Raw genomic sequence first — 23,911 nt, 5'->3', positions numbered from 1 at the left:
GATGAGAAGTGACATGATTAAAAAAGGTTTTGATAAAGCGCCGCATCGTAGTTTATTAAAAGCAACTGGTTTGAAAGATGAAGATTTTGATAAACCGTTTATAGCAATCTGTAATTCTTTTATTGAAATTATTCCAGGTCATAAGCACTTAAATGAGTTTGGGAAACTTGTTAAAGAAGCAGTGCGTGCAGCAGGTATGGTTCCATTTGAATTTAATACAATTGGAGTAGATGACGGTATTGCGATGGGGCATATCGGTATGCGTTATTCGCTTCCGAGTCGTGAAATTATTGCAGATTCAGTAGAAACGGTTGTAAATGCCCATTGGTTTGATGGTATGATTTGTATTCCAAACTGTGACAAAATCACACCTGGTATGATGATGGCGGCACTTCGTATTAACATTCCAACTGTTTTTGTTTCAGGTGGTCCGATGGCGGCCGGGAAAACATCTAAAGGAGAAGTTGTCGATTTAAGTTCTGTGTTCGAAGGAGTAGGAGCATATCAATCTGGGAAAATTTCAGAAGAAGAATTAAAGGATATTGAAGATCATGGCTGTCCATCTTGTGGTTCTTGTTCTGGTATGTTTACAGCGAATTCTATGAATTGTTTATGTGAAGTATTAGGTTTAGCTCTTCCTGGTAACGGTAGTATTTTAGCTATTGATCCAAGACGCGAAGAATTAATTAAAGAAGCAGCAGAGAAATTAAAGATTTTAATTGAAAGAGATATTAAACCGAGAGACATCGTAACAGAAGAAGCAATTGATGATGCGTTCGCGCTTGATATGGCGATGGGCGGTTCAACAAATACAGTGTTACATACATTAGCACTCGCACATGAGGCAGGACTAGATTATGATATGAGCCGTATTGATGCCGTTTCAAGGCGTGTACCACATTTATGTAAAGTAAGCCCTGCTTCCAATTGGCATATGGAAGATATTGATCGTGCAGGCGGGATTAGTGCAATTTTGAAAGAGATGAGCCGAAAAGAAGGAGTACTTCATTTAGATCGTATTACTGCTACGGGGCAAACATTAAGAGAAAATATTGCTCATGCAGAGATTAAAGATAAGGAAGTTATTCATTCTCTTGAAAACCCTCATAGTGAAGAAGGGGGATTACGTATATTAAAAGGAAACCTTGCGAAAGATGGGGCAGTTATCAAAAGCGGAGCGACCGAAGTAAAACGATTTGAAGGACCTTGCGTTATTTTTAATTCACAAGATGAGGCGCTTGCGGGTATTATGCTTGGGAAAGTGAAGAAAGGAGATGTAGTTGTTATTCGTTATGAAGGACCAAGAGGCGGTCCTGGTATGCCGGAAATGTTAGCACCAACGTCAGCAATTGCTGGCATGGGATTAGGTGCAGATGTTGCGCTATTAACGGATGGTCGTTTCTCTGGTGCTTCACGTGGTATTTCAGTAGGGCATATTTCACCAGAAGCAGCTGCGGGCGGGACGATTGCACTTCTTGAACAAGGGGATATCGTTTGTATCGATGTTGAGGAAAGGTTGTTAGAAGTAAGAGTGAGTGACGAAGAATTAGATAAGCGTAAAAAAGAATGGAGACGACCAGAACCGAAAGTGAAAACGGGCTGGCTTGGGCGTTATGCACAAATGGTAACATCGGCGAATACAGGTGCAGTCTTAAAAGTCCCGAATTTTGATTGAGCTAATTAAAAAGAGATAAGGATGATATGAAATGGTGCAAAAGGTAAAGGAGAGAGTGAAAATTGAAGATATCTTAATGGCTCATAATTGCATGAAAGATATCGTTATTAAAACACCGTTACAACGTGATACAGTTTTATCTGAGAAATATGATTGTGACGTTTATGTAAAAAGAGAAGACTTACAATTGATTCGCTCTTTCAAAATTCGTGGTGCGTATAATTTAATTCAAAGCTTACCGAAAGAAAAGTTACAAAACGGTGTTGTTTGTGCAAGTGCTGGTAATCATGCGCAAGGAGTAGCTTATACGTGTAATTTATTGAAGATTCCGTCAAAAATTTTCATGCCGACGACGACACCTAAACAAAAAGTGTCACAAGTACAATTTTTCGGTGGCGATTTTGCGGAAATTGTATTAGTTGGTGATACATTTGATAGCTCGTTCCAAGAAGCACAGCGCTATTGTGAGGAAAATAGAATGACGTTCGTTCATCCGTTTGATGATCCGTATGTTATTGCTGGTCAAGGAACAGTGGCAGTTGAAATTATGCATGATATGGAGAAATCGGTTGACTTTATTTTTACAGCAATCGGCGGTGGTGGATTAGCATCAGGTGTTGGTACATATGTGAAAGGTGTTAGTCCTGCTACAAAGGTTATTGGGGTAGAGCCAATGGGAGCTGCATCTATGAAAGAGGCTTTTCTTCAAAACGATAATGTGGCATTGGAGAAAATAGATAGTTTTGTTGATGGAGCAGCAGTTAAAAAGGTAGGAAAGTTAACATTTGAAACGTGTAAAGATGTAATTGATGACATCGTTTTAGTACCAGAAGGAAAGGTTTGTACGACGATTTTAGAACTGTATAAGAAAAATGCAATTGTAGCTGAACCGGCTGGTGCGCTATCTATTGCAGCGCTTGATTTATATAGAGATGAAATAAAAGGTAAAACAGTTGTATGTACGCTAAGTGGTGGGAATAATGATATTGATAGAATGCAAGAAATGAAAGAACGTTCTCTCATTTACGAAGGGTTAAAGCATTATTTTATCATTGAATTCCCGCAGCGTTCAGGTGCGCTAAGAGAATTTCTTGATAAAGGATTAGGACCAGAAGATGATATTACGCGCTTTGAGTATATTAAGAAACATAATAAAGAAAATGGTCCAGCATTAGTCGGAGTAGAGTTAAAACATAAAGAAGATTATGAGCAATTAATTACTCGTTTTAAAGAAAATAATATTCAATTTATGGAGCTTAATAAAAATCCTGTTTTGTTTGATTTGCTTATTTAATAGAAGGAAAGGGTTAACATACAGTTGTAATTGAAACAAAAAAGATAGATACAAGCAAGAGAAACGCTGCTTGTTCTATCTTTTTTACAATTAAACTAAATAATTTCCATATTCAAGAAGGATAAAGCTAGCTAACCAAAAAAATATCGCAATACGAATGATTACATACATAGTAAATTCAAAGCTAGTAAGTGCTCGTTCCCGTTTTAGTTTTTTTAGAAGTCTAACAGAGAAAAGTGAACATAAAAGTAGAACGGCTATAGATATTTTATAAATATTTTCTAACAAACTTACATTATCTAATAAGTCTTTCAGCATGTTCATCACCTATCCTGTAAAGTATGTTACAGAGAAATAGATCTTGCGTTGTTTAGTTCCGTTTATTTATTATTTTCCCTGTATCATCAATTTCTACATCAGTTGAAATTGTTTGTAAGTATTGTAGAGATTTTCTCTTTTCTTCCTCATTTACAGGGGAAACTTGATTGTTACGAATGATATAAGGATTGAATGACATTTGGACATCCTTTCCTTTAAAAGTTAAAGTTAATACGCCAGTTTCGGCACTTTTTCCGTTCACATAACTTGGGAATAAAAAGTTTCCTAATGAGTAAGCGACAGGAACGTTATTATAATATTCAAACCCTTGTAACCAATGTGGATGACTGCCGACAATCGCGTCTGCTCCTGCTGTAACCATTTTATTTACATATTGTTTTTGATAATCTACTGGACGATTTGATTTTTCGACACCCCAATGCATATAGACAATTAAATAGTCAGCATCTTTCTTTTGCTCTTTAATTGTTTTTGTTACAAGATTTAAATCATACCCGTTCGCAACGCCAGGTTTATTGTCATCAGCTACCCAAGTAAAATCAGGCATAAATCGGACGAATGAAAGGAATTTGAATTTTTTTCCTTTTACAATCATTTCTCGTGCAGTATATGCATCTTTTGCATTTTTTCCGGCTCCAATGTAAGGGAACTTTAATTTTTCTACGTGAGAGATTGTATCTAGTAATCCCTCTTGCCCGTAATCAAGTGTATGATTATTCCCGATATTTACGATGTCATAACCGGTGTTTTTTATAGCTTGAAGCGTGGATGGATCACTTTTAATCCAAAACAGTTGTCCAGGAGCTTTCTTTTCTCTCGTTGTAAATGCAGACTCTAAATTAACGAAAGAAATATCAGCTTTTGTTATTTCTTCTTTTACATGCTGGAATGGATAATCAGACCCGTTTTTTTCGATTACCGGACGTAATTGCCAATCGAACATTGTATCACCAGAAAAGGTGAGGGTAATTTCCGGGTCTTCTATTTTCTTCTCGCTCGTTGAAGCAGTTTTGCTAGATTTGTTTTGGAAATCGGGTTTGTCTTTCGCTTTTGAAGTAAAAGAGTGGTTAATTAATACAACAATTGGCGTAATGCAAAAGGCTATTAATAAAAATCGTTTTAGTAAAGTTTTCATAAATACCTTCCCTTTTGAGTTTATCCCGCAATTAAATTAGCAATGAGTCTACAAAAAGTAATTGGTTTATGTACAGATATAAAAAATGCGGTTTATGCAGTGGAAAACATTTGTCAATATTCTCAATATTAAGTTAACATATAGATAACCTGTAAATCAATGAATAAACCAAAATATAGAAATAAAGAATTTGAAGGGTGAAGAATGAGAAATGGTTATATTAGGAGCAGTTGTAAATGGGATTTGCATTATATTTGGTACTTTACTAGGTAAATTATTTAGTAGAATTCCAGAAAGTATGAAGGGAACAATTATGCATGCAATCGGTTTAGCGGTTACTGTACTTGGACTTCAAATGGCATTGAAAAGTGAAAATTTTCTTGTTGTCATACTAAGTTTAGTAATTGGTACCGTCATCGGGGAATGGTTACAATTAGAGGAAAAGTTAAAATTGTTAGGGGATTGGCTAGAAAATAAAGTTGGATCGAAGGGGAAAGGAAGCATATCAGAAGGTTTTGTAACAGCTACTTTAATTTTTGCAATTGGTGCGATGGGCATACTTGGTGCACTCGACAGCGGGATTCGCGGAAATCATGATGTTTTATTTACAAAGGCGATTATCGATGGATTTATTTCTATTATATTAACGACAACTCTAGGAATTGGTGTAGTATTTTCGGCGATTCCAGTTATTTTATATGAAGGAGGTATTGCGGTTTTTGCAACACAAATTAATAGTTTTGTCCCGAAAGAATTAATGAATCAATTTATAGTAGAAATGACAGCTACAGGTGGTATTATGATAGCCGCTATCGGATTGAACTTACTTAGTATTATTAAAATTAAAGTGGCAAATTTACTGCCAGGTATATTGATAGTTGGAATCATTGTTTCACTTATTTATGGTTATGGTTTAATAGTAAAGTAGTAGGGGATGGAGATACATATGGAGGGATTTCAATTTACAAAACGTGTTCATAACATATTGCAGATTGCAGCAGAAGAGGCAGAAAATAATATTATTCAACCAGCTCATTTGTTTATAGGGATGTGTAAAGAAGGTACTGGCGTTTGCAGCGAGTTGTATATGTATTTGTTTCGTAACATTGGTGCGGACTTTTTAGAAAAGCTTTCAATACAAAAAGAGTACGATTTAACGGATCAAAGGTATAAAGAAATAGGACAATATAAGTTATCTTATAAGGTGTTAGAAATTTTACAAATAGCGAAGAAACATATGGAACGTTTTCAGCAAGTAATAATGAATGAAGGGCATGTTATGTATGCACTATTTCGCGCGAAGACGTTTATTGAAAATGCACAAATACAAAAAGGTATATTACATATTATAGCTGAACCAAGAGATTTAGCGGTTGATCTAACATGTTTTGTTCCTACTTATAATGATTTAACTTGTACTGTTAGAAAGGCTAACCTTTCTGATTTTAAACAATTAGCAAGTTTTGTTGAAGCAGAATTTGGTGAACGTTGGTTACGCTCAATAGAATATGGATTTCATACATATAAAGAAAATGTACCTATTTATATAGCGGAAAAAGAAGAAGGGATAGTAGGTTTTGCTTGCTATGATGTAGTGAGAGGAAAGAAAGGATTGTTTGGTCCAATGGGTATAGCGAAACAAAATCGTGTGAAAGGTGTAGGGAGGCAATTGTTACATCTTTGTTTACAGAGTATGAAGCAAGAAGGATATGAATATGCAATTATTGGACAAGCAGGTCCGATTGAGTTTTATGAAAGAACTTGTGATGCTCGTTTAATACCGATAGGGAATAAGTAACCAACTCCATATACGGGAGTTGGTTTTATTATGAAAATAATGTAGAGATGTAGTGATTTTTATTAGAAAATAGCGGGTTTTGTAATAAATCTTACATATAAAGCAAATTACTAAACTTTTTACAAGAAAGGGTGTAGAATGGGTATCTAAAGAAAGAAGGTGTGAAAATGGCCAGCTGGAAACGAAATTTAATGATTTGTTGGCTAGGTTGTTTTACCACTGCAGCAGGTATGAGTTTAGTAATTCCTTTTTTATCTTTTTATATTGAGGAATTAGGTGTGACTGGCACTTCTAGTATTGCACAGTGGTCGGGACTTGCATTTGGTGTAACATTTTTAATGGGTGCGATCGTATCACCAATATGGGGAAAGCTTGGTGATATACATGGACGGAAATTGATGCTTATTCGTGCGAGCCTAGGTATGGCGATTATTATGACGCTTATGGGATTTGTAACGGATGTATATCAATTAGTCGCACTAAGATTTTTAATGGGAGCAGTATCCGGTTTCCTTTCAACCGCAATGACATTTATTGCAGCAGAAACTCCGAAAGAACATTCAGGTTGGGCAATTTCTACAATTTCAACTGGTGGCGTGAGCGGTTCTTTACTTGGTCCATTACTTGGAGGATATTTGTCTGAGTTAATTGGAATGCGCCATGTTTTTCTTGTTACAGGAGCTTTTTTATTCCTTTCCTTTCTCATCGTTTTTTTCTTCTTACATGAAGAAAATCACTCTGCTCAAGCAAAAAAAGTACAAACGAAAAAAGTATGGACGATGGTTCCAGCTAAGCATTTAATTGTTAGTTTGTTTGTAACAACATTTATTATTCAACTTGCTAATATGTCTGTTCAGCCAATTGTTACATTATACGTGAAAAATTTAGTAGGTCCTCAAACTGCACATATTGAAACAATAGCGGGTGCTGTTATGTCAGCGACAGGATTAGCCGTTATTTTGGCAGCACCAAGACTCGGACGATTATCAGATCATATCGGTCCCCAAAAAACGTTAGTTGTAGCGTTGTTTGCTGCAGGAATTATTTTTATTCCGCAAGCATTTGTAACCTCAGCTTGGCAACTATTAATTCTTCGATTTTTATTAGGAATCGCACAAGCAGGATTATTACCTTCCGTACAAACTCTACTAAAACAACATACACCAACCCATGTAACGGGAAGAATATTTGGGTATAATCAATCGTTTCAGTTTTTAGGAAATATGATTGGACCAGTACTTGGTGGACAAATTGCAGCACATGCAGGCTTCCAATATGTTTTCTTCTCTACATCATCACTATTATTTATTGCGTGCATTTGGGTTTATTTTCACAATAAGAACGAAGAGGTATCAGAGAAACGACATTTGGAAGTTAGTTAACTAAGTGAATGAAAAAGAAAAAGGATGAAGCAACGATTGCTTCATCCTTTTCTTTAAAATTGAAGACAAAGATAACTTAATGTACCAAGCTCGTAACTGCGATGAATGACTTCACCGCTATTTTCACCACTTCCCATAGCGATAAATAAAGGTACAAAATGCTCTGCTCTTGGTACTGCTAATTGTGCATGAGGGGCATTTTTCTCCCAATTAAATAATGCATCTTTATCAGCAGCCTGCATATGTTTAATAATCCAATCATCAAATTCAATTGCCCATTGTTCGGGCGTAGTTTGATTCCATTTCAGTGCTCGTAAGTTATGAACGGTAACACCACTACCGATTACTAAAATATCTTCCTGTCCAAGTCCTTTTAATGCTTCTCCAATCTTAAATTGTTCTTTTGCAGAAAGGAATGGATTTACTGATATTTGGACGACAGGAATATTTGCTTCTGGATACATGCGATGCAAGAGTGTCCATGAGCCATGATCTAAACCTCTCGTCATATTATGATGGACTGGAATACCTTTGTTTTTAAACTTTGTTTCTAACATGGATGCAATGCTAGAAGAACCTTTTGCACGATATTTAATTTCGTATAACTCTGGAGGAAAACCTCCAAAATCATAAATTGTTTCATATTCATTATCTGATGAGGAAATCGTTAATACTTCACTTTCCCAGTGAGCAGTGAAAATAACAATTGCTTTCGGTTTATACGTTTCTCCAAGTATTTTTAAAAAACTTGTATAATCTGTATCTTGAATAGCGAGCATTGGTGAACCATGTGCTAAAAATAGTGATGGCATCATAGTAGAAACCTCCTAAAAATATAATGATTACTTTATGTAAGTAACTATATAATTTTATGTTGTTTTCGTCAACAGAAATAGTTTGGAAGCTAATCGGAAAAGGAAGGCATTTGTCATAATGAAAGCAATTGCATATAATACATAATAAGAATAATGAATAGATATTCATTTTTGAGATACATAATAGAGTTGGGGGCTGACGAAATGAACGTACAGGAAAGTTTCGTTACGGCAATGGATGAATCAGAAATTTATTTACGCAAGTGGTTACCAGAAGGTGAACCGAAAGGGATTATTCAAATTGCACATGGTATGACAGAACATGCAGGTGTTTATACAGACTTTATTGATGCGTTATTAGAAGCAGGGTATGGTGTTTATGCGCATGATCATAAAGGACATGGGAAAACGGTGAAAAGAGAAGAGGATTATGGTCATTTTGAACCAAATGTAGGTTGGAGTAAGGCTGTATCTGATGTTATCTTTGTATCTGAAACGATAAGAAAAGAGCAGACATGCCCGTTATTTTTACTTGGACATAGTATGGGCTCTTTTTTATCAAGACGTGCTGTACAACTGAAAGGTGAATTATATGATGGATTTCTTATTTCAGGAACTGGTGGGAATCCAGGGTTTTTAGGAGTTATTGGTCATAAAATAGCGACAATTGAGATGAAGTTGCGCGGGGCAAAAACGAAAAGTCCGATGCTAAACTTTTTATCATTCGGAAACTTTAATTCGAACTTTAAGCCTAATCGTACAAATTTTGATTGGCTATCTTCAGATAATGATCAAGTTGATAAATATATTGCGGATCCGTTATGTGGATTCATTTGTACGACTAGTTTTTATCGAGAATTATTTTCTGGTGTGTTAGAAGTAAATAAACTAGACGAGTTTAAGAAAACACCGCAAAACCTTCCAATACATATTTTTTCAGGAGATCGTGATCCTGTTGGAGATATGGGGAAAGGTGTAAAAGAAGTATATGAAAATTATAAAAAATGCGGTGTGAAAGATGTAACACTGCGTTTATATGAAAATGGAAGACATGAAATGTTCCATGAAGTAAATAGAGATGAAGTATTTCAAGATTTGATTTCTTGGTTAGATGGACATATTGTATGAGAAGAAACCTCACTTTTTGAAGTGAGGTTTCTTTAAGGAGATGGAGGAATAGTTATGAGTGAATTTGTAAATAAAGAATATGTAGAAATAGATTTTCAAGATATTTTGATTAAAGAAGAGGAATTGAAGAATTGTACGTTCATAAAATGCCGTTTTAGAGGGATAGATGCATCGGAAATTTCTACTGAAAATTGTAATTTCATAGAATGTGATTTTACCGGTGCTCTTTTTAACGCTTCTATCCATCAAGGAACTACATTTGCAAATTGTAAGCTTGTTGGTGCGAATTTATTTGTATCGAAGTTTGAAGAATGTAAAATGACTGGCTCTGATTTTGAAGAAGCGAATTTAGATGGAATAACTATCATATCGGGTGATTGGTCATACACGAATTTAAGGTTCGCGAACTTAAGTAAACAAATGTTAAAGGGTATACGTTTAGTGGAAGCTGACCTATATGAATGTAATTTAGAAAAAGCAGATTTACGTGAAGCGGATTTAACTGGTGCACAGTTAGGTAAGGCGAAACTTAGCGGTGCAAATTTAAAAGGAGCGATAGTTGATAGAATTGATTTTACAAGTTTCGATTTGAAAAATGTAAAATTAGATATAGCGCAGGCAGTTGCAGTAGCAAGGTGTTATGGGGCTAAGGTGAACTAAATTGTTTGAAAAACCGTTCAAAACGCTGAACGGTTTTTCAAATCATATTAGATTTAAAAATTATTTTCTATATAAGAAGCGATTTCATTAGCAAGAGTCGATGTTAATAGTGTAGATACATTGCTTAAAATGATGATTGTAGCCTCTTTGTCAATTAATCGTAAATAGGAGGACGTAAAGCCGTTAATTCCTCCGTGATGAAATATAAGTTTATTATTTTTTTTAGTTATAGCAATATTCCAACCGTAACCATATCCGTAAGATTCTGCAGTAAGCATACGAGACGTCATCCTACTTGATAAGAAGTGATTTTCTTTTAGCGCCTTATCAAATCTATATAAATCTTCGACTGTAGAAACTAATCCACCGGCTGAATATGAATTAGACATATGAATAAATGATGCTTTCTGCAGGCCGTGCTTTGGATGTAACTCATATCCAGTTGCTTTATGCTTTTGAATAGTGTGATTCAAATCAATACTTGTGTTCATTATGGAGATTGGATAGAAAATTTTCTTTTTAAGAAATTCCTCATAAGACATTCCACTTATAACTTCAATAATTTTTCCTAATATAATATAACCTGAATTCGAATAATTGAATTTTTTACCAGGTCTAGATTCAAAGGGACATGCAATAACCCATTGTATTAGTTCATCTGGTGTTCGAGGTTGACAAGATTGTGATAAAAAATCATGTTGAGCAGTAATATTACCAACTCCAGCAGTATGATTTAGTAAATGCTTGATCATAATTTGATTTCCTTTTGGGAAATTAGGAATGAATGTATCTAAGGTATCATGTAGTTGTAATTTTTTCTCTTCTACAAGCATTAAGATTGAAACTGCTGTGAAAATTTTAGTTATTGATCCGATACGAAACTTTGTTGTAGAGGTATTAGGTATATCCCAATTATAATTAGCTTTTCCAAATGATTGCTTATAAAGAGTCTCTTCTTTATGGGCTATTAAAATTGTTCCGTTGAATTTCTCGATATTTTTATATAAAAATGAATTAATGTATGAATTTAGCAAATTTCAGGCACTCCTTTAAATGTTGGATTATTCGTTACCTGAAATGTAATCCAACGGCATAGGCAATTCCCCCTTAAATGAAATGTTTTTTAGAATACTTTTATATTTTATAATGCAAGATATGTAAGAAGCAAGTGGATTTAAAGTCTATGAAAGTAAGAAAATCGATAGTAATTGAAGCAGGTGAACGAAGTAAAGTTCCACTACATTTAAACGCAATTTGGAATTAAAGTGAAGAATCTATCCCAGCATCAACTGTGCATAAAAAATTGATTGGTTTAATTGATAATTAGTTGGGATGGACAAAAACACTGATTAAGGTTTCATTTTATAAAGCAACTGATGCTCGTTCATAATAGTAGTATAATAGTGAATGAGGTGTTCATAGAATGGAAGATAAAACATTAGGTTTACTATTAGATGTTGTTGGGGAATTATTTTCAGATGAAATTTCAATTGCTGTATCGAATACGAAAGAATATATATACTATCGGCCAAGTAAACGAATTGATTTAAAGATTAGCGCCGGGGATCCTATAAAGGAAGGGACGATTGCTCATAAAGCAATGGTGACGAACCAAAAAACCTCTGAGTTTATTAATCGTGATGTTTTTGGTATTCCTTATCATGGTATGGCCGTACCATTCTCAAACAATGGAAAGCTTGAAGGGTGCGTGACAGCCATTTATCCAGCTTTAACGGACGGAAAATCAGTCGTTACTTTAAAAACAACGGACGGCTGGATTCCGGTTCCTTTTTCAAAAGTCATGTATTTAGAGGCGAAAGATAAAAAGACGTATGTAAATGCAGAAGAGTTAACAGGGACACATAAATACTCGTTACAAGAATTCGAATATTTACTTCCGAAAGATTCATTTATTAGATGCCACCGTTCCTTTATTGTAAATGTGAATCATATTAAAGCAATTTATCCTGATACGCATTCAACTTTTTTACTTTCTATGGATAATGGTGAAAGGGTACCAGTGAGTCAGTCATATGCTAGTTATTTTCGTAAGCTTCTAGGATTCTAAATTATTCTGCTTTAGAGGTTAGATTCGCTGTTTTGTCTGAATTTTTGCCATTGTACACTAAAATCCCTATTTAGATACTGTTAAAGTGTAAAATAATTATGAATATTCATAGGGAGAGGGATTACATATGGAGAATAATTTGGATAGAATTAGGGATGAACGTCTGAAAGATCGCGTAGTTACACCTGAAGAAGCAGCTTCATGGATTGAAAGTGGAATGACTTTAGGCTTAAGTGGGTTTACACGTGCAGGTGATGTAAAAGCAGTCCCATTTGCGCTTGTAAACCGAGTTAAGAATGATACATCTTTTAAAGTAAATGTTTATACTGGTGCCTCTTTAGGTTCTGATGTAGATAAATTATTTGCGGAAGCAGGAATTTTAGGAAAAAGATTGCCTTTCCAAGCTGATGCGACTATGCGAAAAGGAATTAATAACGGAGATTTTTTATTTGTAGACCAGCACTTATCTCATACAGCAGAGTTACTTCGCGCTGACGTTATGGATGTAGATTTTGCTATTTTGGAAGCGGTTGCGATTACTGAAGATGGCATGATTATTCCGACAACTTCAATAGGAAATTCTTTAGCGTTTTCTTTAAATGCTAAGTCCATTATTATTGAAATGAATATGGCTCAATCCACGCAGTTAGAAGGACTGCATGATTTATATGAACCAGGTAAGCAAGGAGAAAGACTTCCAATTCCGATTGTGAAAACGGATGATCGAATTGGAACGATTGGCATTCCAATCGATGTTGAAAAGGTGAAAGGGATTGTGTTTACGAACCAATTAGACTCACCATCGACAATTGTTCCTCCGGATGAAGAAACTGTTATTATGGCACAGCATTTAATAGAGTTCCTTCGAAAAGAAGTCGAAGTAGGCCGATTAACAAATCGTTTAGCGCCGCTACAATCGGGAATTGGCTCAGTGGCTAATGCAGTTCTTCATGGAATGTTAGATTCGGAGTTTGAAGATTTAGAAGTGTATTCTGAAGTTTTACAGGATGCGGTCTTTGATCTTATGGATGCTGGAAAAGTCAATTTTGCTTCATGCTGCTCAATTACACTCTCTGAGGAGAAAATGCAAAAAGTATTTTCTAACTTTGAAAAATATCGTGACAAATTAATGATGCGCCCGCAAGAGATTTCTAATCATCCTGAAATCATTCGTCGCCTCGGGTTAATCTCGATTAATACTGCTTTAGAATTAGATATATACGGAAATGTGAACTCTACTCACGTTTTAGGCACAAAAATGATGAATGGTATCGGTGGTTCTGGTGATTTTGCGAGAAATGCTCGCCTAGCTATCTTTGTTACGAAATCGATTGCGAAAGGTGGTAACATTTCAAGTATCGTTCCTTTTGTTTCACATGTGGACCATACGGAACACGATGTAGATGTTATCGTCACTGAACAAGGGTATGTTGATCTAAGAGGACTTGCCCCAAGAGAAAGAGTGGAATTAATTATAGAGAATTGCGCACATCCAATGTATCGTGATCAGCTAAGAGCTTATTACGAAGAAGCTAAAACGAGAGGTGGACAAACTCCTCATGTTTTAGAAAAAGCTTTTTCTTGGCATACGAATTATGCTAAAAGTGGAACAATGCTTGAAGCGGTAGTAGAAACTGTATAGGTGTGTATCGTTAGAAATAGTAAAACGAAAGATTGAGTTTGAAAAAAATTTTAGAAGAAGAAAACGCCAACTTTCAAAGATGGCGTTTTTTTCTTTAAATACATTGTTACAGGCCGTACTGATTATAATAAAGATTTATGAAAATAAGAGGGTTTTTTAATTACTTTTCGAATCATTTTAATAGTTTACATATCGAAGGTGAGGAGAAAGAATCATGAAGATAAGAGAAGCGTTATTAAGTGAAGCAAATGAATTAAGTGAACTCGCACTACAATCAAAAGCGACGTGGGATTATAGTGAAGAATTCATAATTGCCTGTAAGGAAGATTTAACTATTACAGAAGAGTATATAAATAATAATTTTGTATATGTTTTTGAAAACGATAATACGAAGATTGGATTTTTCTCATTTTTACGTAATGATAAAGCTCTCGATTTCCTGTACATTCATCCTCGTTATAAAGGGAAAGGCCACGGGAAAATACTTTGGAAGTATGTAATAGAAAAAGCAAATGAACTAGGCTTAAAAAGTTTTACGATTGATAGTGATCCGAATGCAAAAGGATATTACTTGAAAATGGGCGCACAGTTAATCGGAGAGACACCATCAACGGTCTTTAAGAATCGTTTACTGCCTCTTTTGAAATATGATGTGTAAAACTATTAATAGTAGGGGAAGATTAGAGTGGATGATGTAAAGGAAAAAAGAATATATGAAGCACTAATAAGATCGTGGTCGATTGAAACAAGTTCAAAGTGGACGACTGAGAATCCAGCAAAGGGACAGTGTGGTGTTACAGCTCTAGTCGTTCAAGACATATACGGAGGAGAGATTAAAAAGACAAAAGTAAGAGAGGCGTGGCACTTTTATAACTTTATAGATGGACAGAGGTTTGATTTTACAGAGGCTCAATTTAATGAAAAACTGAATTATATGGATATAGAATCAAATCGAGAAGAAGCATTTGCAGATACAAATGAAAAACAATATAGCATGTTGAAGAAAAAGATAACGAAAGAATTGAAATTATCTTTTGACTCTTAATCTTTAATAAGTTACTATAATGGTGGTAACTTATTAAAGGGAACTTCATAGAGTTGAAAGGGGAAATACTTTTGAAAACCACTTATGTAAACGCTACAATCGTAACGATGAATGAACAAAATGAAGTGATAGAAAATGGATATATCATTGTAGAAAATGATCAAATTATAGATGTGAAGAGCGGAGAATTCGCTAATGATTTTGAAGTAGATGAAGTAATTGACATGAAAGGAAAGTGGGTTTTACCAGGGCTTGTCAATACACATACACACGTTGTAATGAGTCTCTTAAGAGGTATTGGTGATGATATGTTATTACAACCATGGCTTGAGACGAGAATTTGGCCACTTGAAAGTCAGTTTACTCCAGAGCTTGCGGTTGCTAGTACGGAATTAGGATTACTTGAAATGGTGAAAAGTGGTACAACATCATTCTCTGATATGTTTAATCCAATTGGAGTAGATCAAGATGCAATTATGGAAACGGTATCAAAGAGTGGAATGCGAGCTGCTGTTTCAAGAACTTTATTTAGCTTCGGAACGAAAGATGATGAAAAGAAAGCCGTTGAAGAAGCTGAAAAATATGTGAAGCGTTACTATAATGAAAGTGGTATGTTAACTACGATGGTTGCACCGCATAGTCCATATACATGTTCCACAGAACTATTAGAAGAATGCGCACGTATTGCAGTAGAAAATCAAACGATGGTTCATATTCACCTTTCGGAAACAGAGCGTGAAGTACGTGATATTGAAGCACAGTACGGAAAACGTCCAGTAGAATATGCAGCAAGTTGTGGGTTATTTAAACGCCCAACAGTTATTGCACACGGTGTAGTATTAAATGAAAATGAGCGTGCATTTTTAGCAGAACATGATGTTCGAGTAGCACATAACCCGAATAGTAATTTAAAACTAGGTTCTGGTATAGCGAATGTAAAAGCGATGCTAGAAACAGGAGTGAAAGTAGGTATTGCAACAGATAGTGTGGCATCAAACAACAATTTAGATATGTTTGAAGAAATGCGCATCGCAACATTATTACAAAAAGGTATTCATCAAGATGCAACAGCGTTACCGGTTGAAACAGCTCTTACACTTGCAACTAAAGGAGCGGCTGAAGTAATCGGCATGAAACAAACAGGATCACTTGAGGTTGGAAAGTGCGCTGATTTCATTACAATTGATCCGTCTAATAAGCCTCATTTACAACCAGCGGATGAAGTGTTATCACACCTTGTATATGCTGCTAGTGGAAAAGATATAAGCGATGTAATTATTAACGGAAAACTTGTCGTTTGGAATGGCGAATGTAAAACGTTAGATGAAGAGCGTATTATATTTGAAGCAAGTCGCTATAAACGAGGTTTACAAAGATAGGTATTTTTAGGCTGTGGAGAAAGACTTCTCCACAGCCTGTTTTTTGTCTGAACTTTTTTTATTAATAAAACAGAAGAGAATGATTTAGATAAAATCACTAGTTTCAAAAATCCTTCACGTAATAATGATTATATGAAGGATTTAAATGTTTCTTATTTTTTTGTCTCGTTGACCCATTTAATAATGTCCTGGATAACGTACTCAGGAACATTAGCAGGGATTTCATATTCACTAGGAAGGCTTAATGCCCCATCACCCTCCGTGAAGAAATGATTCAATTTTGGGTATTCATTGAACTGAACATTCTTGCGGTTTGAAAGCCCTTCCTGCCATTTTGTATATTCATTTTTTACTGTTACTTGATAATCGCGTGTTCCTTGCAGAATCAGTAAAGGCTCTTTTCGTGATTTTGCTTCTTCAACTGGACGCCACCTAGAAACATCATACATAAAATGGGGTGACCCAAAATTGTAGCCAGCTGGAGGGTGGTCAGGATTGAAAGTAGGATCCTGGATAAAAGCGACTTGTCTTTTTAGTTCATCCATTACTTCCTTTGGCGCCCCGAGGTATTGATTCTGATCAATGGCAATGTCAGTTAATGCCCGTGCAGGTGGTGCGAGTAGGATACTGCCTCTAACAAGTGAGGAAGGTGCTTTGCTTAGTATACGTGGCATTGCGCCAGCTCCTAGACTATGTCCAAGAATGAAAATATTATTTGGATCAATGCCTTCCTGCTGCGCTGCTGATTTTGCTGCATATATGGCATCATCTGTAGTATCACGGTCTAACGTAACAGGTTCTGCACTCATCTTTAATGCGTGTTCTAAGGTGCGTTTTTCATAGCGCAACACTGCAATTCCGTTGGACGAAAGGCCTACCGCAAGGTCTCGTAAAATTTTTGTTCCCATATATGTACTATCGCGATCGTGGATGCCAGCACCATGAACAAGAACAACTACGGGTACCTTCTCACCAGCTTTATGTTTCGGAACTGTTAATGTGGCTGGTAACGGATAGGTAGAATTTCCAATGACGATTTCACGTTCTTGATAGAAAGCAGGTTGATCATAGCTAGGATGCGGGATGGTATATGATTCCTTGGGAGGCCTTTCTCCAATTTCATCTACTTTCCCGCCAGGTGTAAATTTAAGGAGTAGCGGTATGGTAGTTCCTTCGATAACTACTGGCATTTCCACCGTCTGATGGACTAAGTTTCGTTCTTTTATCACGGGGGGCCCCATGCTTTTTATCCCGCGCCAGCCACTCTGTGTCCACCAGTTTTGTAATGTGTTTGCTGTAAACTTGGATTGAAAAGCAGCAGACGTCAACTGAAGTGCCTCTACATAATTACCTTGCTGGAGATATTCAAAAAATAATGATGTACGCTCCGTTAAAGAGACTCGTTTTTTTTCTACAGATGGTTCCTCACGTGTATCTGCGTGAATAGCTGTTGTAAGCGGAAAAGATGAAATGCCTAAAGAAAAGAGCAGGGTAAAGGAAAGTACTGATTTTTGTATTTTCTTTTTTTTATTCATGTTTTAACCTCCAATATGTGATGGTAAAAAACAGGTATGATAAATTAAGGTTTTGTTGTAAAAACGTCTAAACCATTGATATGTTCATCTAAAACCAACAGTTCTGGTTTTGTCGTAATCGCTTTGGCAACTTCAACCCTCTCTTTCTTCCTTCACTTTATATTTTGACTATACGAAACAAAGTTCTCGTTTTTCTTACTTGATTCTTACAAAATCCTTAAGTGTATAAGATTTGTAAAATATCATTTTCTACTTAACCTTAATTCCAAAAAACAAAGTGGCATTGCTGAATGGAGATACGAAAATATCCTAACCAAACTGTAACCTATACGTCTATTAAGTTAGTTATGGGAGCATTTACATGAAACAGAGAAAAGTTAAAACAAAAAAGGATGTATGCAATAAGAGTTTTTTATAAACACTTGAGCGAACAGAGCAGATTAAACATTCAATATTTAGCTATCCTTTTTAAAAGAGTAGCTTTTTTTTGAACGAATAAATATTCAAAAGAATGTCGCATCTTTCTGTTCATATTTCTGCTATAATATATAACGCTTTATAATATTTTATACTTAAGGAGAACGATTCATGAAGCGAAAAAAGAGCCATTTAATGGTAATGGCACTTGTTACATCTTTATTATTAACAGCTTGTAATAATAAAGCGAATAAAAGTGACAGAGAGGCAAAAAAACAAGTATTAAATGTAACAGTATCAGAAGAAATTCCTTCACTTGATACAGCGAAAACGATGGATGGTACGTCAGCGCACGTTATGCAGAACATATTTGAAGGGTTGTATGTATTAGATGATCAAGATCAGCCGATTCCAGCAGTAGCAAAATCGTTTAAAAGAAGTGAAGATGGTAAAAAATATACATTTGATTTGCGTAAAGATGCAAAATGGTCAAATGGAGACAGTGTGACAGCAAATGATTTTCTGTTTGCATGGAAACGTGCAATTAACCGTGAAACAGCGTCTCAATATGCGTACATGCTCTTTTACGTGAAAAATGCGAAAGAGATAAATAAGGGAACAATGCCCCTTGATGCACTTGGGGTTAAAGTTATAAATGATTATAAGTTAGAAGTAGAACTAGAACAGCCAATTCCTTACTTTTTACAGCTGTTGGCATTACCTATTTACTTACCACAGCATGAATCATTTTTGAAAGAACAAGGAAAGAATTATGCATTGGAACCTAGTAATCTCATATATAATGGGCCATTTGTATTAGAGAAATGGAAGCATGAACAAGAGTTTCAATTAAAGAAAAATGCTACATATTGGGATGAAAAGAAAGTGAAATTAGACGAGATAAACTTTCAAATTGTAAAGGATACAATGACCGCTGTTAATTTATACGAAGCTGGTAATGTGGACCGGGTGCCTATTAATTCTCAATTTGTAGACAAGTATAAAGGGCATAAGGAGTTACATATGTCGAGCGAACCTGCAATTGCTATGCTACGTTTTAATGAAAAAAATAGTGCGTTAGCAAATAAGAAAGTGCGTCAGGCTATTTCATTCGCATTAAATAAAGAGGATTTCGTTGCTCATTTTATTAATAACGGAGCAAAACCTGCAACTGGGCTAGTACCAGTTGGGCATATCAATGAAGAAACGGGAAAAGATTTTAGGAAAGAAAACGGAAACCTTTCTTTATATGATGTACAAAGTGCGAAAAAGATTTGGGAAGAAGCGAAAAAAGAGCTTGGAGTAGAACAAGTAAACCTCGAGTTTTTAACGTTTGAACAAGATAACGCAAAACGTATGGCAGAATATATAAAAGGTGATTTAGAAAAGAATTTACAAGGATTAACGATACAAATTAAACAACAGCCATTTAAGCAAAAATTACAGTTAGAACAAACAGGTGATTACGATATAACTATGGCAAATTGGGGACCCGACTATAAAGACCCAATTAGTTATTTAGAACTATTTACGACGGGTAATCAAAATAACAAAATGAATTATTCTAACCGTCACTACGATGAATTAATAAAGAAAGCGAAAAGCGATCTAGTATTAGATCAGAAGAAAAGATGGGAAGCATTGCAAGAGGCCGAGCGTATTCTATTAGGGGATGCTGCGGTCGCACCGCTTTATCAAATGGGCTCAGCTTACGTACAAAATGATTATGTAAAAGGAATTGAAAAGCATCAATTTGGTGGTATTTATACTTATAAGAATGCTTATATTGCTAATGAATAAATACAAAAAACCTTACTTTTTAAAAGTAAGGTTTTTTACACATGAATTTTATTAAACCGATTTTAACAAAGAATAAAAATTCGTATCATATGGGATATCGTCTTGATACATATAATTTTTTAGAACTCCTTCTTTTTCAAAACCTAATTTAAATAGCAATTTATTAGAAGCTTCATTTTCAAGAAATACAATTGCCCCGATACGCTTTAAATGAATGGTATGGAAACCGTATGATATAACTTCAGACACAGCTTCAGTTGCATAGCCTTTTCCCCAGTGTTCAGGGAGAAAGGCATAACTTATATTGGCCCGTTTATGCTCAGAAGACCAATCGTGAAAACCAATTGTTCCAATGAGTTCTTTCTTGTTTTTTAATTCGATTCCCCATTTTATACCACTTCTTGCATTGTAACTCAACTTAAAGTTATGAATGATTTGTTTTACTTGATCAATATCCTGTAATGGCTTTTGCCCATAATAGCGCAGTACGTCAGTATTAGAAAAGCATTGTAGTATACCTGGTGCATCTTCTTCAGTAAGTTCTCGTAAAATGAGTCGATCAGTTTTCAATATAGGAAACATGCTTTCACTCCATTTCTTTTGAAACTAGAATGTATTGTTATTATATAATCTAGTCTGAAAATAAAGATTATTCAAGAGGGAAGTATGGTTTTCATTTATGATAAAATGGATTGTGGAATATATTTCAAAAAGAGGTTTGTATATGGAGAAAAATTCAATTTTAATTGTAGATGATGATCAAGATATTATTAGGTTTATGAACGTGAATTTAATGCAAGAAGGCTTTAAAGTTTTTAGTGCTCATAACGGAGAAGAGGCTTTAGAAATAATAAATAAAAATAACATTCAACTTGCTATTTTGGATATTATGATGCCACAAATGGATGGGATAGAATTGTGCAGAAGGATTAGAGAGAAACATAGTTTACCAATTATGTTTTTAAGTGCAAAATCATCGGATGTAGATAAAGTAATTGGATTTAGTACTGGGGCAGATGATTATATTGTGAAGCCGTTCAGTACAATTGAATTTATAGCAAGAGTGAAAGCTCAATTAAGAAGGTATACATATTTCAATCAAAATGCTGTCCAAGTAATAAAAAAGAAAATAAACATTAGAGGTTTAGAAATAGATGAAGTGTCTAGAACAGTAATGTTATATGGAGAAACAATCAATCTTACAAAAACGGAATATGATATTTTGTATTTAATGGCAGCTGCAAAGAATCGTGTATTTACTATTGAAGAAATATATGAGAGCGTTTGGAAAGAAAGAGCCTATGAAAGCAATAATACAGTAATGGTTCATATCGCAAGGTTAAGAAATAAAATTGAAGAGGATCCAAAAGAACCGAAGTTTATTCAAAATGTTTGGGGAGTCGGATATAAAATTGAAGATTAAATCATTACAAGGCATTAGAGCTAAGTTTTTTACCGCATTCATATGTAGCATCTTGTTAGCAACTGTAAGTATAATAGTGTTTCAAATTTTAATTGGAAATATATATAGTCATGTTACTGCATTAGAAGAAAAATATTCATTTTTATATTTTATAGTTTTTTTGATTTTTACTACGACATACTTTGCATGTATGACAAAAACAATGATGAAAAGATTGTCTGAAATTAATAAGAACGTGAAGGAAATAAGTAAGGGTAATTTTGAAGTACATATACCTATTTTAAAAAATGACGAGATTGGTGAATTAGCGACGAATGTAAATAGAATGGCCAAAAGTTTAAAAGAGTCTGTCGAGAATGAAAAAAAATCACAGGAAATGAAAAATGAAATGATTAGCAATATTTCTCATGACTTACGAACACCTGTAACATCTCTAATCGGTTACGCGGACCTGTTAGGAAATCAGCTTCATTCAAATAGAGAAGAATGTGAACAGTATGTAAGTATATTAAAGCGAAAAAGTTATGAATTAAAAAATCAAGTAGATGATTTATTAGATTATTGTCAAATAAATTATAGGGAGATTGAATTACATAAAAGTGTAGTAAATATGAAAGCGTTCATTGAACAAATCATGATTGATTTTGTGCCAAAGCTAGATGAAGCCGATATGAACTTTTGTATTAATAGTGATAAGGAGTTACATGTGGAAATGGATGTAGCGCTTATGGTGAGGTTATTCGAAAATGTAATTAGTAATAGTATTATGTACGGGAAAGACGGAAAGGAGATTTTAATTCAAGTTTCTAAAAGAGACATGAATGTTGAAATAGAAATTAAAAATTTTGGACAATGTATTCCGAATGAGAACCTTCCTTACGTTTTTGAGAAGTTTTATCGTGGTGAAAAATCACGTAGCTCCCATACAGGTGGCAAAGGAATGGGACTTGCAATTGCGAGAAGTATAGCAGAGCTTCATAAAGGGGATATCACTGTGCGCAGTAACGAGAAAGAAACTGTTTTCACTATCGCTTTACCGCAGCATAAAGAATTGTAAGAAAGTCGTAAGTATTTCTTTTATATGTCGTAATTTTCACTTCGTATTATGTAGAACAAAGATATGAGAGTGGGGATACGACATGTGGAAGAAATATGTATTAATAATTTTAGTTGTGTTTTTAATTATAAGTTGGAGTGTAGTTTATTTAGCTAAAGGTGTTATATCAGTCATTGCTTGGTGGAGTATACAAGCCTTTAGCTTCGTATCAAGCTTTATTTTAATAGGGGTAACGTTACTAATTGTGTGGAAAGGAATTTTCAGACAACGAATAGATGGAGCGCTACTCTTCATCGTTATTTTCTCTATCATTGGAGCTTGGCCTTTAGGATGGTTTGCGAACATTGGTAGACTTGCTTACCCGGCAGATGTACATTCTACGAGTCCTAAAGTAGTCGTGCGCTTTCCTTTGAATGAACGAGCATTAATTGGCTGGGGCGGTGATCGTTTAGAAACGAACTATCACGTTATCAAACCGAATGAACGATGGGCATATGATATTCTCATTCCACCTGCTGAAGTGAAAAGTAGTAAGTTAGAGGATTATGGAATATATGGAGCGAAAGTAATGGCACCAGCTACTGGAACAGTTGTATCCATCAATAATGATGAAAAAGATGTAGATCCTGGATCGGATGATTTTCAATCAATGGCGGGTAATCATATTTATTTACGACTAGATGAATCAGGGACATATTTAATTCTTGCCCATTTAAAGCAAGGATCCATTAAAGTTAAAGAAGGACAACATGTAAATGAAGGAGAATTTCTTGCTCAGGTCGGTAACTCAGGAAGTTCAAGTGAGCCACATTTACATATTCATCATCAAAGGCAGGATCCATCCAAGGTAAGCATATTTCTTTCGGAAGGATTACCACTTTACTTTCGAACTGAGAAGGGTGTGATAATGCCGGAAAAAGGAGAATATATAAAAAGACATTAGGGGGAAACGCTGATGTGGGAGAAATATTATATCGAAACTGATAGAGGGAAATTTGAGTATTTTCAAAAGGGAGAAGGAAACCCACTTTGTGTAACACATCTATACAGTGAGTTTAATAGCAATGGTAACATATTTGCTTCTTCATTTACGAATCATTACACAGTGTCCGCATGAATTTGCAGTGGAAGTAGCGGAGCTTATGCCAAATGCGATAATGTCGACATTTGAATACAGTAATCATTTTCCATTTATTGAGGAGGAAGAAGAGTTTATAAAATTTGTTGAAAGCACGGTCTGTCATGTAAATGGATGATGAAAATCTATAATTTAAAAAGAAGAAGGCTGTCTTCAACACAAATTTGAGACAGCCTTCTTC

At 35.0% G+C, this 23,911-nt stretch carries 23 protein-coding genes and 1 pseudogene; 18 read left to right on the top strand and 6 right to left on the bottom strand.

Going from position 1 to position 23,911, the window contains the following annotated elements; genetic code table 11:
* Position 1: 1 nt before the first annotated feature.
* Both ilvD and ilvA read left to right on the top strand, forming a co-directional pair.
* Complete coding sequence (gene ilvD / locus ACTFRS_RS09235) at positions 2 to 1,675, top strand: dihydroxy-acid dehydratase (protein WP_139867760.1); 1,674 nt, start codon at positions 2 to 4, stop codon at positions 1,673 to 1,675.
* A gap of 31 nt (positions 1,676 to 1,706) precedes the next feature.
* Positions 1,707 to 2,969: a threonine ammonia-lyase IlvA gene (gene ilvA / locus ACTFRS_RS09230; protein ID WP_062822323.1), complete on the top strand. Its 1,263-nt coding sequence runs from the start codon at positions 1,707 to 1,709 to the stop codon at positions 2,967 to 2,969.
* Positions 2,970 to 3,059: 90 nt separating this feature from the next.
* Here ilvA and ACTFRS_RS09225 read toward each other — a convergent pair whose 3' ends face one another.
* Both ACTFRS_RS09225 and ACTFRS_RS09220 read right to left on the bottom strand, forming a co-directional pair.
* Positions 3,060 to 3,287, bottom strand: a complete 228-nt coding sequence (locus ACTFRS_RS09225; protein WP_049112640.1) for a hypothetical protein — start codon at positions 3,285 to 3,287, stop codon at positions 3,060 to 3,062.
* Between the two features lie 52 nt (positions 3,288 to 3,339).
* Complete coding sequence (locus tag ACTFRS_RS09220) at positions 3,340 to 4,443, bottom strand: CapA family protein (RefSeq protein ID WP_049112639.1); 1,104 nt, start codon at positions 4,441 to 4,443, stop codon at positions 3,340 to 3,342.
* A gap of 211 nt (positions 4,444 to 4,654) precedes the next feature.
* Between ACTFRS_RS09220 and ACTFRS_RS09215 the strand changes: the two genes are divergently transcribed.
* The 3 genes from ACTFRS_RS09215 to ACTFRS_RS09205 all read left to right on the top strand — a co-directional run bounded on the left by ACTFRS_RS09215 (position 4,655) and on the right by ACTFRS_RS09205 (position 7,623).
* Positions 4,655 to 5,371 carry a DUF554 domain-containing protein gene (locus ACTFRS_RS09215; protein WP_049112638.1) on the top strand — a complete coding sequence of 239 codons (717 nt, stop codon included), beginning with the start codon at positions 4,655 to 4,657 and terminating at the stop codon, positions 5,369 to 5,371.
* 18 nt (positions 5,372 to 5,389) lie between these two features.
* A complete protein-coding gene (locus ACTFRS_RS09210; protein ID WP_049112637.1) occupies positions 5,390 to 6,241 on the top strand; it encodes a GNAT family N-acetyltransferase in 852 nt (283 codons plus the stop codon).
* Between the two features lie 167 nt (positions 6,242 to 6,408).
* Positions 6,409 to 7,623, top strand: a complete 1,215-nt coding sequence (locus ACTFRS_RS09205) for a multidrug efflux MFS transporter (RefSeq protein ID WP_049122481.1) — start codon at positions 6,409 to 6,411, stop codon at positions 7,621 to 7,623.
* Between the two features lie 53 nt (positions 7,624 to 7,676).
* Here ACTFRS_RS09205 and ACTFRS_RS09200 read toward each other — a convergent pair whose 3' ends face one another.
* Positions 7,677 to 8,438, bottom strand: coding sequence for a DODA-type extradiol aromatic ring-opening family dioxygenase (locus tag ACTFRS_RS09200; protein ID WP_000982923.1), 762 nt, complete (start codon positions 8,436 to 8,438; stop codon positions 7,677 to 7,679).
* 204 nt (positions 8,439 to 8,642) lie between these two features.
* Between ACTFRS_RS09200 and ACTFRS_RS09195 the strand changes: the two genes are divergently transcribed.
* Together ACTFRS_RS09195 and ACTFRS_RS09190 are read left to right on the top strand one after the other, a co-directional pair.
* Positions 8,643 to 9,566: an alpha/beta fold hydrolase gene (locus ACTFRS_RS09195; RefSeq protein ID WP_049112752.1), complete on the top strand. Its 924-nt coding sequence runs from the start codon at positions 8,643 to 8,645 to the stop codon at positions 9,564 to 9,566.
* 54 nt (positions 9,567 to 9,620) lie between these two features.
* Complete coding sequence (locus ACTFRS_RS09190) at positions 9,621 to 10,226, top strand: pentapeptide repeat-containing protein (protein WP_014893850.1); 606 nt, start codon at positions 9,621 to 9,623, stop codon at positions 10,224 to 10,226.
* A gap of 53 nt (positions 10,227 to 10,279) precedes the next feature.
* Here the strand turns inward: ACTFRS_RS09190 and ACTFRS_RS09185 are convergent, their stop codons facing one another.
* On the bottom strand, positions 10,280 to 11,260 hold the full coding sequence (locus tag ACTFRS_RS09185) for a serine hydrolase domain-containing protein (RefSeq protein WP_049112754.1): 981 nt from the start codon (positions 11,258 to 11,260) through the stop codon (positions 10,280 to 10,282).
* A gap of 389 nt (positions 11,261 to 11,649) precedes the next feature.
* Here ACTFRS_RS09185 and ACTFRS_RS09180 point away from each other — a divergent pair, with 389 nt between their 5' ends.
* The 5 genes from ACTFRS_RS09180 (at position 11,650) to ACTFRS_RS09160 (ending at position 16,360) form a co-directional block, all read left to right on the top strand.
* Positions 11,650 to 12,294: a LytTR family DNA-binding domain-containing protein gene (locus ACTFRS_RS09180; RefSeq protein ID WP_098820213.1), complete on the top strand. Its 645-nt coding sequence runs from the start codon at positions 11,650 to 11,652 to the stop codon at positions 12,292 to 12,294.
* Positions 12,295 to 12,421: 127 nt separating this feature from the next.
* A complete protein-coding gene (locus ACTFRS_RS09175) occupies positions 12,422 to 13,936 on the top strand; it encodes an acetyl-CoA hydrolase/transferase family protein (protein WP_016717171.1) in 1,515 nt (504 codons plus the stop codon).
* A gap of 214 nt (positions 13,937 to 14,150) precedes the next feature.
* Entirely contained in the window at positions 14,151 to 14,594 is a 444-nt protein-coding gene (locus ACTFRS_RS09170; RefSeq protein ID WP_440023726.1) for a GNAT family N-acetyltransferase, read from the top strand.
* Positions 14,595 to 14,621: 27 nt separating this feature from the next.
* Complete coding sequence (locus tag ACTFRS_RS09165) at positions 14,622 to 14,981, top strand: YunG family protein (protein ID WP_000342917.1); 360 nt, start codon at positions 14,622 to 14,624, stop codon at positions 14,979 to 14,981.
* Between the two features lie 53 nt (positions 14,982 to 15,034).
* On the top strand, positions 15,035 to 16,360 hold the full coding sequence (locus tag ACTFRS_RS09160; RefSeq protein ID WP_139867755.1) for a bifunctional S-methyl-5'-thioadenosine deaminase/S-adenosylhomocysteine deaminase: 1,326 nt from the start codon (positions 15,035 to 15,037) through the stop codon (positions 16,358 to 16,360).
* 152 nt (positions 16,361 to 16,512) lie between these two features.
* On the opposite strand, the gene ACTFRS_RS09155 is transcribed toward ACTFRS_RS09160, so the two are convergent.
* Positions 16,513 to 17,895, bottom strand: coding sequence for an alpha/beta hydrolase family protein (locus tag ACTFRS_RS09155; protein ID WP_431084876.1), 1,383 nt, complete (start codon positions 17,893 to 17,895; stop codon positions 16,513 to 16,515).
* Between the two features lie 588 nt (positions 17,896 to 18,483).
* On the opposite strand from ACTFRS_RS09155, the gene ACTFRS_RS09150 reads away from it, so the two are divergent.
* Positions 18,484 to 20,112 (top strand): peptide ABC transporter substrate-binding protein, encoded by a 1,629-nt coding sequence (locus tag ACTFRS_RS09150; RefSeq protein WP_242293679.1) that lies wholly within the window; start codon positions 18,484 to 18,486, stop codon positions 20,110 to 20,112.
* A 51-nt stretch (positions 20,113 to 20,163) separates the two neighbouring features.
* Here the strand turns inward: ACTFRS_RS09150 and ACTFRS_RS09145 are convergent, their stop codons facing one another.
* Positions 20,164 to 20,694, bottom strand: a complete 531-nt coding sequence (locus ACTFRS_RS09145; protein ID WP_139867748.1) for a GNAT family N-acetyltransferase — start codon at positions 20,692 to 20,694, stop codon at positions 20,164 to 20,166.
* Positions 20,695 to 20,836: 142 nt separating this feature from the next.
* On the opposite strand from ACTFRS_RS09145, the gene ACTFRS_RS09140 reads away from it, so the two are divergent.
* The 5 genes and pseudogenes from ACTFRS_RS09140 to ACTFRS_RS09120 all read left to right on the top strand — a co-directional run bounded on the left by ACTFRS_RS09140 (position 20,837) and on the right by ACTFRS_RS09120 (position 23,848).
* Positions 20,837 to 21,535 carry a response regulator transcription factor gene (locus ACTFRS_RS09140; RefSeq protein WP_098925409.1) on the top strand — a complete coding sequence of 233 codons (699 nt, stop codon included), beginning with the start codon at positions 20,837 to 20,839 and terminating at the stop codon, positions 21,533 to 21,535.
* A complete protein-coding gene (locus ACTFRS_RS09135; RefSeq protein ID WP_440023727.1) occupies positions 21,525 to 22,592 on the top strand; it encodes an ATP-binding protein in 1,068 nt (355 codons plus the stop codon). The genes ACTFRS_RS09140 and ACTFRS_RS09135 overlap by 11 nt, the downstream gene beginning before the upstream one ends.
* Before the next feature lie 82 nt (positions 22,593 to 22,674).
* Positions 22,675 to 23,535, top strand: a complete 861-nt coding sequence (locus ACTFRS_RS09130) for a M23 family metallopeptidase (RefSeq protein WP_242293681.1) — start codon at positions 22,675 to 22,677, stop codon at positions 23,533 to 23,535.
* A 12-nt stretch (positions 23,536 to 23,547) separates the two neighbouring features.
* Positions 23,548 to 23,700 (top strand): annotated as a pseudogene (locus ACTFRS_RS09125) (alpha/beta fold hydrolase); the annotation flags it as partial.
* Entirely contained in the window at positions 23,657 to 23,848 is a 192-nt protein-coding gene (locus tag ACTFRS_RS09120) for a hypothetical protein (protein ID WP_242293711.1), read from the top strand. The pseudogene ACTFRS_RS09125 and the gene ACTFRS_RS09120, both read left to right, overlap by 44 nt.
* Positions 23,849 to 23,911: the final 63 nt, after the last annotated feature.

It is taken from the genome of Bacillus cereus group sp. MYBK139-1 (assembly GCF_051916915.1).
Lineage (GTDB): Bacteria > Bacillota > Bacilli > Bacillales > Bacillaceae_G > Bacillus_A > Bacillus_A pacificus.
This window is presented reverse-complemented; position numbering and strand designations above follow the sequence as displayed.

Excerpts from the sequence above, each read along its gene's own strand:
- ilvD (WP_139867760.1), top strand. The coding sequence starts at position 2 with ATGAGAAGTGACATGATTAAAAAAGGTTTTGATAAAGCGCCGCATCGT.
- ilvA (WP_062822323.1), top strand. The coding sequence starts at position 1,707 with ATGGTGCAAAAGGTAAAGGAGAGAGTGAAAATTGAAGATATCTTAATG.
- ACTFRS_RS09225 (WP_049112640.1), bottom strand. The coding sequence starts at position 3,287 with ATGCTGAAAGACTTATTAGATAATGTAAGTTTGTTAGAAAATATTTAT.
- ACTFRS_RS09220 (WP_049112639.1), bottom strand. The coding sequence starts at position 4,443 with ATGAAAACTTTACTAAAACGATTTTTATTAATAGCCTTTTGCATTACG.
- ACTFRS_RS09215 (WP_049112638.1), top strand. The coding sequence starts at position 4,655 with ATGGTTATATTAGGAGCAGTTGTAAATGGGATTTGCATTATATTTGGT.
- ACTFRS_RS09210 (WP_049112637.1), top strand. The coding sequence starts at position 5,390 with ATGGAGGGATTTCAATTTACAAAACGTGTTCATAACATATTGCAGATT.
- ACTFRS_RS09205 (WP_049122481.1), top strand. The coding sequence starts at position 6,409 with ATGGCCAGCTGGAAACGAAATTTAATGATTTGTTGGCTAGGTTGTTTT.
- ACTFRS_RS09200 (WP_000982923.1), bottom strand. The coding sequence starts at position 8,438 with ATGATGCCATCACTATTTTTAGCACATGGTTCACCAATGCTCGCTATT.
- ACTFRS_RS09195 (WP_049112752.1), top strand. The coding sequence starts at position 8,643 with ATGAACGTACAGGAAAGTTTCGTTACGGCAATGGATGAATCAGAAATT.
- ACTFRS_RS09190 (WP_014893850.1), top strand. The coding sequence starts at position 9,621 with ATGAGTGAATTTGTAAATAAAGAATATGTAGAAATAGATTTTCAAGAT.
- ACTFRS_RS09180 (WP_098820213.1), top strand. The coding sequence starts at position 11,650 with ATGGAAGATAAAACATTAGGTTTACTATTAGATGTTGTTGGGGAATTA.
- ACTFRS_RS09175 (WP_016717171.1), top strand. The coding sequence starts at position 12,422 with ATGGAGAATAATTTGGATAGAATTAGGGATGAACGTCTGAAAGATCGC.
- ACTFRS_RS09170 (WP_440023726.1), top strand. The coding sequence starts at position 14,151 with ATGAAGATAAGAGAAGCGTTATTAAGTGAAGCAAATGAATTAAGTGAA.
- ACTFRS_RS09155 (WP_431084876.1), bottom strand. The coding sequence starts at position 17,895 with ATGAATAAAAAAAAGAAAATACAAAAATCAGTACTTTCCTTTACCCTG.
- ACTFRS_RS09150 (WP_242293679.1), top strand. The coding sequence starts at position 18,484 with ATGAAGCGAAAAAAGAGCCATTTAATGGTAATGGCACTTGTTACATCT.
- ACTFRS_RS09145 (WP_139867748.1), bottom strand. The coding sequence starts at position 20,694 with ATGTTTCCTATATTGAAAACTGATCGACTCATTTTACGAGAACTTACT.
- ACTFRS_RS09140 (WP_098925409.1), top strand. The coding sequence starts at position 20,837 with ATGGAGAAAAATTCAATTTTAATTGTAGATGATGATCAAGATATTATT.
- ACTFRS_RS09130 (WP_242293681.1), top strand. The coding sequence starts at position 22,675 with ATGTGGAAGAAATATGTATTAATAATTTTAGTTGTGTTTTTAATTATA.
- ACTFRS_RS09120 (WP_242293711.1), top strand. The coding sequence starts at position 23,657 with ATGGTAACATATTTGCTTCTTCATTTACGAATCATTACACAGTGTCCG.